Source organism: Streptomyces sp. NPDC008137 (assembly GCF_042957035.1).
GTDB lineage: Bacteria > Actinomycetota > Actinomycetes > Streptomycetales > Streptomycetaceae > Streptomyces.
On the sequence record NZ_JBIBHN010000033.1, the window covers coordinates 80,074 to 87,856 of the forward strand.

The window sequence follows — 7,783 nt, forward strand, 5'->3', positions numbered from 1 at the left end:
CCGCTCACTTCAGCCTGCTGGACGCGAGGATCGACACGAGGTGGAGCAGGGTCTGGACCAGCGCGATGCCGGCCATCACCGCCACGCCGAGCCGGGTGAAGAACAGGTCGCCGCGGGCCTGGTCGACGATCGCCAGCACCAGGATCACCAGCGACGCCTCGATGCCGAGGATCAGCCGGTGGAAGTTCAGGGCGGCGGCGGCCTTGCGGGCCAGCGCCATGCCGGAGGAGCGCATCTCGGAGGCGGCCTCCTTGACCGGCGGCTTCCCGGACTGGTGCCGGGCCACGCCGACGAGGTCCGTCTCGGCCTTGATGAGGATGGCGCCGAGGGCGGCCAGGGTGCCGAGGAAGGCCCACAGCCAGTCGATGCGGCCACTGCCCCACAGGTCGGCGGCGCGCAGGCCGAAGCCGACGAGCACGGCGGCGTCGGTGAGGTAGGCGCCCACCCGGTCCAGGTAGATGCCGTTGAGCGAGTACTGCTTCTTCCAGCGCGCGACCTCGCCGTCGACGCAGTCCAGCAGGAGATACATCTGGACCATGACGACGCCGAGCACCGCGCCCGCGATCCCCGGCACGAGAAGTGCCGGGGCCGCGAGTACACCGAAGACGGTCATCAGGTACGTGAGCTGGTTGGGCGTGACCCTGGTGTTGACCAGGTAACGGTCGACCCGCAGGGACACCTCACGCATGTAGAGGCGTCCCATCCAGTGCTCACCGCTGCGCCGGTCCTTCACCCCCGCGGGGTGAACGACGGGGCGGAGTTCAGCTACCGATGGCCTTGACATAGTCGGCGTACGTGTCCTTGATCTGTTCGGTGTTCAGGTCGAGGTGTTCGATGATGGTGTAGCGGCCGGGCCGGGTCTCCGGGGCGAACTCGACGGCCTTGACGAACTCGTCCGTCGTGAAGCCGATCTCGTCCGCCAGCACGGGGAGCCCGTGCCGACGCAGCACCGCGGCCATGTACGCCGACTCCTCGTGGGCTCCGCGCAGCCACATCGCGAAGGCCGCGCCCAGTCCGCACTGCTCGCCGTGGGCGGCTGCCCGCTTCGGGTAGAGCAGGTCGAAGGCGTGGTTGATCTCGTGGCACGCCCCGGAGGACGGCCGTGAGTCGCCCGACACCGACATGGCGATGCCGCTGAGGACCAGCGCCTCGGCGAGCACCTGGAGGAAGTCGTTGTCGCCGATGCCGCCGGGGTGCCGCAGTACGGCCTCGCCGGCCTGGCGGGCCATGGCCGCGGCGAGGCCGTCGATGCGCTCGCCCTTGACGCGGTTGGCCAGCTCCCAGTCGGCGATCGCCGAGATGTTGGAGACGGCGTCACCGATGCCGGCGCGGACGAAGCGGACCGGGGCCTCACGGATGACGTCCAGGTCGATGACGACCGCGATCGGGTTCGGCACGCCGTACGAGCCGCGTCCCGCGTCGTTGTCGAGAGTGGCGACCGGCGAGCACAGACCGTCGTGCGCGAGGTTCGTCGGGACGGCGACCAGGGGCAGGCCGACGCGCGCCGCGGCGAACTTGGCACAGTCGATGATTTTGCCGCCGCCGAGGCCCACGACCGCGTCGAAGTGGCCGGCCTTTATGTCGCTCGCCAGCCGGACCGCGTCGTCGAGGGTGCCGCCGCCGACCTCGTACCAGGTGGCGCCGGGCATGCTCGGCGAGATCCGCTCGCGCAGCCTGGCGCCGGAGCCGCCGCTGACCGCGACGGCGAGGCGGCCGGAGTGCGAGATGCGCTCGTCGGCGAGGACGCACGCCAGGTCGTCGAGGGCACCCGGGCGGATGTCGACGACGAGCGGGGAGGGGATGAGCCGGGTCAGTACTGGCATGCGATCTCCCGTCCGCGGGCGAGATCGTCGTGGTTGTCGATCTCCACCCACTTGACGTCGCCGATCGGCGCCACGTCGATACGGAAGCCGCGATTCACGAGCTCCTGGTAGCCGTGCTCGTAGAACTGCTGCGGGTCGGTCTCCCACACGGTCTTGAGCGCGTCGGCCAGCTCGGGGGCCGCGTCGCCCTCGATGAGGGTGACGCCGATGTACTCGCCGGTGGCCTCCGCGGGGTCCATCAGCTTGGTGATCTTCGTCATGCCCTGCTCGGGGTCGACGACGACCTTCATCTCCTCGTCGGCCAGGTCCTTGACCGTGTCCAGGGCGAGAATGATCTTCTTGCCGTCGCCGCGTGCGGCGAGCAGCGTCTTCTCGACGGAGACCGGGTGGACGGTGTCGCCGTTGGCGAGGATCACCCCGTCCTTGAGAGCGTCACGGCCGCACCACAGGGAGTAGGCGTTGTTCCACTCCTCGGCCTTGTCGTTGTCGATGAGGGTGAGCTTGACGCCGTACTTCGCCTCCAGCGCTTCCTTGCGCGCGTACACGGCCTCCTTGCGGTAGCCGACGATGATGCCGACCTCGGTGAGGCCGACCTCGGCGAAGTTGGCGAGAGTCAGGTCGAGAACCGTCGGTTCGCCCTCTATGCCCGCGGGACCCACCGGCACCAGAGCCTTGGGAAGGCTGTCGGTGTAGGGGCGCAGACGCCGTCCGGCGCCGGCCGCCAGCACGAGGCCGATCATGCGGGTTCTCCTTCATCGTGTACGGCGGGTGCCCCTGCGGACACCCAGAAGCGGATGCTCTCGACGAGCACCACCAGGGCCACGGCCACGGCCAGGGCCGTGAGCGCGACAGTGAACTGCGAGGCGGTGAGCAGCGCGGCGAGGACGGTGACGAGCAGCGTCCGTCCCTCGTGCCCCCCGATGGAACGCACCAGCCAGGCCGGGGACGCTCCGGCGTTGCCGCGGATGCGGTACACCGTGTCGTAGTGATGGTAGGCGACCGCGGCCACCAGCCCGAAAGCCGCAGGAAGGGCTCCGTTCACGTCCGCCTTGGCGGCGAGGACGAGGACGGTGCCGTATTCGGCGGCGCGGAAGAGCGGCGGGACGAGCCAGTCGAGGGCGCCCTTGAGGGGCAGCGCGACGGCGGCGGCCGAGGTGAGCGCGTACAGGGCGGCTGCCGCGACCGGCAGGACGCTGCCGTACGACTCGAGCACCGCCGCGAGGACCAGCAGGACGGCGCCGGGCAGGGCGACGAGGAACCGGGCCCCGAACGGCAGCTTGGCGGGCAGCTTGCGCAGCACCCGTGCGAGCGCCTCGGCCACCGGCCCGCTGTCCGCCAGGTCCGCCAGGGCGCCCGCCGCCCGGTCCGTGCGCCGCGCCTTCCGCGTCAGGGACCGCAGCACCCGCCCGGCAGTGGTGTACGTCGCCGCGAAGGCGCAGCCGATGAGCAGCGCGTAGAAGGTGATGCGCGGGGTCGTGGCCGCCGTGAGGACCGCGATCATCGCCCAGCGCTCACCGATGGGCAGGACGATCATGCGGCGCACCCAGACCGTCCAGCCGACGCTGTCGAGCTTGCCGGAGAGGGCGGCGGTGGGGCTGGTGTTGGCGGTGGCGTCGTGGTTCGCCTCGTTGAAGGAGAAGTCGACCACGTGCCGGCAGGTCTGCAGGATCATCGCGCCGAGGGCGAGGGCCCAGACGTCGTCTCCGCCGCGGGCGGCGCCGAGCGCGAGGCCGGCGTAGTAGGCGTACTCCTTGGCCCGGTCGAAGGTGGCGTCGAGCCAGGCGCCGAGCGTGGAGTACTGCAGGGAGTAGCGGGCGATCTGGCCGTCGACGCAGTCCAGGACGAAGGACGCGATCAGCAGGACGCCGGCCGCCACGAAGCCGCCACGGGTGCCGGTGGCCGCGCAGCCCGCCGCTATGAGAGCGGTGATGAGCGAGACGGTGGTGACCTGGTTCGGGGTCAGGCCCCGGCGGGCGCACCAGCGGGCGATGTAGCGGGAGTACGGGCTGATGCAGTAGGTGGTGAAGAAGCCGTCGCGGGACTTCACGGCCGACTTCAGGCGTACGGCCTCGTCGTCGATGTCCGCCACCGACTGCCGCGCCTCGTTGCGGGCCTGCGGGTCGGCGGGAACGGTGGCGACGAGGCTGCCCAGCTCGGGGCGGTGCACCTCGGTGCCGTCGCTGTCCAGGGCGGTGAGGATGCGGTCGGCGAGGCTGTCGACCAGGGTGGTGCCGCCGCCCGCGGAATTCTCGCGGGCCATCGCCCGGGTGAGGGCCTGGCGGCCGGCGGGCTGGGCGGTGACGGCGCCCGGGATCGCGGCGAGCGGGAAGCGGGGGTCGGTGAGGCCGAGCCGCAGCGCGTGCACATGCCCCACGAACCGGGCGTCGACCAGGGCGACCCGCTCCTCGCCCGGCACCGCGGCGAGGAGGGTCTCGGCCTCGGCGGTGTCGGCCGCGCTCCGCACGTCGAAACCGAGGGACCGCAGATCGGCCTCGATCGACGATCCGGGGACCGGCTGACCGGTGAGGATGGCGGTCGACAACCGAATTCACTCCCTGGTACCGACGCGTCCGCGCCAGTGCTGTGCTGGGTGGGGGCGCCCGCTCCGGTGGCTCCCGGGCGGCATGTCGGCAGAGGCTATCGGATACCGGGAAGGCCACGTTCACCGCCCGTTGGGCGGATCGATCAACGTGGTTCGCACAAGCCTCTGCCGCGATCATCATCGTGGATCCGGGGCCCGCCCCACAAACCGCGCTCCCCAGACCGGACATCGGGGACATTGCGTGGGGCCCGGTCGTGGCGGCATAGGGTGAGCGACCATGACTTGGCTGATCACAGGCGGGGCCGGCTACATCGGGGCACATGTGGCGAGGGCCATGACCGAGGCCGGGGAGCGCGTGCTGGCGCTGGACGACCTCTCGGCCGGGGTGCCCGCGCGGCTCCCCGCCGACGTGCCGCTCGTGGAGGGGTCGTCGCTCGACGGTGAGCTGCTTGAACGGGTGCTCGCCGAGCACGGCGTGACGGGTGTGGTGCATCTCGCGGCGCGCAAGCAGGTCGCCGAGTCCGTCGCGCAGCCGACCCGGTATTACAGGGAGAACGTCGGGGGCCTGGCCACCCTGCTGGACGCGGTCGCCGGTGCCGGTGTCGAGCGCTTCGTGTTCTCCTCGTCGGCGGCCGTGTACGGCGACCCGGGTGTGGACCTCATCACGGAGGACACGCCCTGCGCGCCGGTGAACCCCTACGGCGAGACCAAGCTCGCGGGTGAGTGGCTGGTGCGGGCGGCGGGCCGGGCGCACGGGATCTCCACCGTATGTCTGCGCTATTTCAACGTGGCGGGCGCCGCCGCGCCGGAGCTGGCCGACACGGGCGTCTTCAACATCGTCCCGATGGTCTTCGACCGGCTGACGCGCGACGAGGCGCCGAGGATCTTCGGCGACGACTACCCGACCCCGGACGGCACCTGTGTTCGTGACTACATCCACGTCGCCGACCTGGCCGAGGCGCATCTCGCGGCGGCCCGGCGGCTCGCCGGCGGGGATGTCGCGGGCGATCTGACGGTCAACATCGGCCGCGGCGAGGGCGTCTCGGTGCGCGAACTCATCACGGTCATCGGCGAGGTCACCGGCGACCGACGGCCGCCGCTCGTCGAGGTGCGCCGCCCCGGGGACGCCCCGCGGGCGGTCGCCTCGGCCGCCCGGGCGGCCGGGGAACTCGGCTGGACCGCGCGGCGCGGGGTACGCGAGATGGCCGAGTCTGCGTGGCGCGGCTGGCTGCTGCACCATGGCTCCTGACTGCGGACGATCACTGAGGGCGCCCTGACCTGCGCATCGTTTCCGCAGGTCAGGGCACATGACAACGGTGTTCAGTGCCGCGTTGCACATACCCCCTCCCCGTAGTTCACTGGGGTGCCCGGGCACGAGGCGGACAGACGTCGGGCAGACACAGGAGGCGGCTTTCATGGGGGCTGGGCACGATCACGGGCACACGCACGGGGCGCCGGCCGGAGGTACGGCGACCTCGGCGTACCGCGGCAGGCTGCGGGTCGCGCTGGCGATCACGCTCGGCATCGTCGTGGTCCAGATCGTCGGCGGGCTCCTCGCGGACTCGCTCGCGCTCGTCGCGGACTCCGCGCACATGGCGACGGACGCGCTGGGCCTGGGCATGGCGCTGCTCGCGATCCATTTCGCGAGCCGTCCACCCAGCGACCGGGCCACGTTCGGCTATGCCCGCGCCGAGATCCTCGCCGCCCTGGCCAACTGTCTGCTGCTGTTCGGGGTCGGCGGGTATGTCGTGTACGAGTCGGTCCAGCGCTTCATCACACCGGCGGACACCGAGGGCGGGCTCACCGTCGTGTTCGGTGTGATCGGCCTGGTCGCGAACCTGGTGTCGCTGTCGCTGCTGATGCGCGGCCAGAAGGAGAGCCTGAACGTGCGGGGCGCGTTCCTGGAGGTGGCGGCGGACGCGCTGGGCTCCGTCACGGTGATCGTCTCGGCCACGGTGATCATGCTCACGGGCTGGCAGGCCGCCGACCCGATCGCCTCGCTCGTCATCGCGCTGATGATCGCGCCGCGCACCTGGAAGCTGCTGCGCGAGACGCTCGACGTCCTGCTGGAGGCGGCGCCCAAGGGCGTCGACATGGCGGCGGTACGGGCCCACATCCTGGCGACCGACGGGGTGGAGGACGTCCATGACCTGCACGCCTGGACGATCACCTCGGGCATGCCGGTGCTCTCGGCGCATGTGGTCGTCAGCTCGGAGGCGCTGAACGCCATCGGCCACGAGAAGATGCTGCACGAGTTGCAGGGCTGCCTCGGTGACCACTTCGACGTGGAGCACTGCACCTTCCAGCTGGAGCCGACCGGGCACGCGGAGCACGAGCCTCACCTCTGCCACTGAGGGGTGGCTGATGAGGCGTCCGGGGCTGGTGGGGCGCATTTCGATATGAGTGCGCCGGGGGACGCAGCGCTACGGCGCACGCCCCACGCCCTGCCCCTCCCCGCACCGGCAAGGACGATTTTCGGCCCATCGCGCCGGGCACGATCTGCTCCTGGGTCCCTCTTCCGGCGTCGAGTGGCGCCGTCCGCGCTCCGCGCTGTCGCGCGGGGACATGCGGGCGCGCCGCGAAGTGCCGGGAGTGCCGGATTCGTACGGCAGACTTGGGGCGCGAAGACCGATGTGAAGGATGGGTATGCCGATCACACCTGCCACCGCGACGCACAACCCGTCGAACGGCACCGCAGACGCGATTTTGCTGGAACTGGTCGACGAGGACGGCGTGACGATCGGCACCGCGGAGAAGCTCGCCGCCCACCAGCCACCCGGACAGCTGCACCGCGCGTTCTCCGTGTTCCTCTTCGACGAGTACGGCCGGCTGCTGCTCCAGCAGCGCGCACTGGGCAAGTACCACTCCCCCGGTGTGTGGTCCAACACCTGCTGCGGCCACCCCTACCCCGGCGAGGCGCCCTTCGCGGCGGCGGCGCGCCGGACCTTCGAGGAACTCGGCGCCTCCCCGTCGCTGCTGGCCGAGGCGGGCACGGTCCGCTACAACCACCCGGACCCGGAGTCCGGTCTTGTGGAGCAGGAGTACAACCACCTCTACGTCGGCATGGTGCAGGCGGTGCTGCGGCCGGATCCGGAGGAGGTGGCGTCGACGGCGTTCGTGACCCCGCCGGAGCTGGCGGAGCGGCATGCCAAGGACACGTTCTCGTCCTGGTTCATGACCGTCCTCGACACGGCCCGGCCGGCGATCAGGGAGCTGACGGGAGAGTCAGCCGGCTGGTGACGAAGGCTCTGTGCCGAAGACCCTGACGGCAGGGCCGGGGAGGCCCTAGGTGTGCTGACCGGACAGGTTGGTGACGCGGCTGGCTGGTGCGTGCTCTCGGTGTGCCGGGTGGAGCCCCTCGTACTGGATGTACTTGGGGGTTCGCCCGGTGCGGCGAGAGTGCGTGCCAGGCGTCGCG

At 71.1% G+C, this 7,783-nt stretch carries 7 protein-coding genes; 3 read left to right on the plus strand and 4 right to left on the minus strand.

All coding sequences use genetic code 11. The annotated features are described in order from the left end of the window. Positions 1-4: 4 nt before the first annotated feature. Genes ACFZBT_RS34790 through ACFZBT_RS34805 form a run of 4 tightly spaced genes read right to left on the minus strand, consistent with a single transcriptional unit; the run spans position 5 to position 4,365 of the window. Positions 5-784, minus strand: a complete 780-nt coding sequence (locus ACFZBT_RS34790) for a CDP-alcohol phosphatidyltransferase family protein (RefSeq protein ID WP_391112423.1) — start codon at positions 782-784, stop codon at positions 5-7. Then, complete coding sequence (locus ACFZBT_RS34795) at positions 762-1,823, minus strand: iron-containing alcohol dehydrogenase (protein ID WP_391112425.1); 1,062 nt, start codon at positions 1,821-1,823, stop codon at positions 762-764. Before ACFZBT_RS34795 ends, ACFZBT_RS34790 begins: the two co-directional genes overlap by 23 nt. Further along, complete coding sequence (locus ACFZBT_RS34800; RefSeq protein WP_391112428.1) at positions 1,811-2,563, minus strand: sugar phosphate nucleotidyltransferase; 753 nt, start codon at positions 2,561-2,563, stop codon at positions 1,811-1,813. The genes ACFZBT_RS34795 and ACFZBT_RS34800 overlap by 13 nt, the downstream gene beginning before the upstream one ends. Beyond that, entirely contained in the window at positions 2,560-4,365 is a 1,806-nt protein-coding gene (locus ACFZBT_RS34805) for a DUF5941 domain-containing protein (RefSeq protein ID WP_391112431.1), read from the minus strand. Before ACFZBT_RS34805 ends, ACFZBT_RS34800 begins: the two co-directional genes overlap by 4 nt. A gap of 277 nt (positions 4,366-4,642) precedes the next feature. Here ACFZBT_RS34805 and galE point away from each other — a divergent pair, with 277 nt between their 5' ends. The 3 genes from galE (at position 4,643) to idi (ending at position 7,605) form a co-directional block, all read left to right on the plus strand. After that, on the plus strand, positions 4,643-5,614 hold the full coding sequence (galE, locus tag ACFZBT_RS34810; RefSeq protein ID WP_391112434.1) for a UDP-glucose 4-epimerase GalE: 972 nt from the start codon (positions 4,643-4,645) through the stop codon (positions 5,612-5,614). Between the two features lie 166 nt (positions 5,615-5,780). Then, positions 5,781-6,719: a cation diffusion facilitator family transporter gene (locus ACFZBT_RS34815; protein WP_391112436.1), complete on the plus strand. Its 939-nt coding sequence runs from the start codon at positions 5,781-5,783 to the stop codon at positions 6,717-6,719. 292 nt (positions 6,720-7,011) lie between these two features. Then, entirely contained in the window at positions 7,012-7,605 is a 594-nt protein-coding gene (gene idi, locus ACFZBT_RS34820; RefSeq protein ID WP_391112439.1) for an isopentenyl-diphosphate Delta-isomerase, read from the plus strand. Positions 7,606-7,783: the final 178 nt, after the last annotated feature.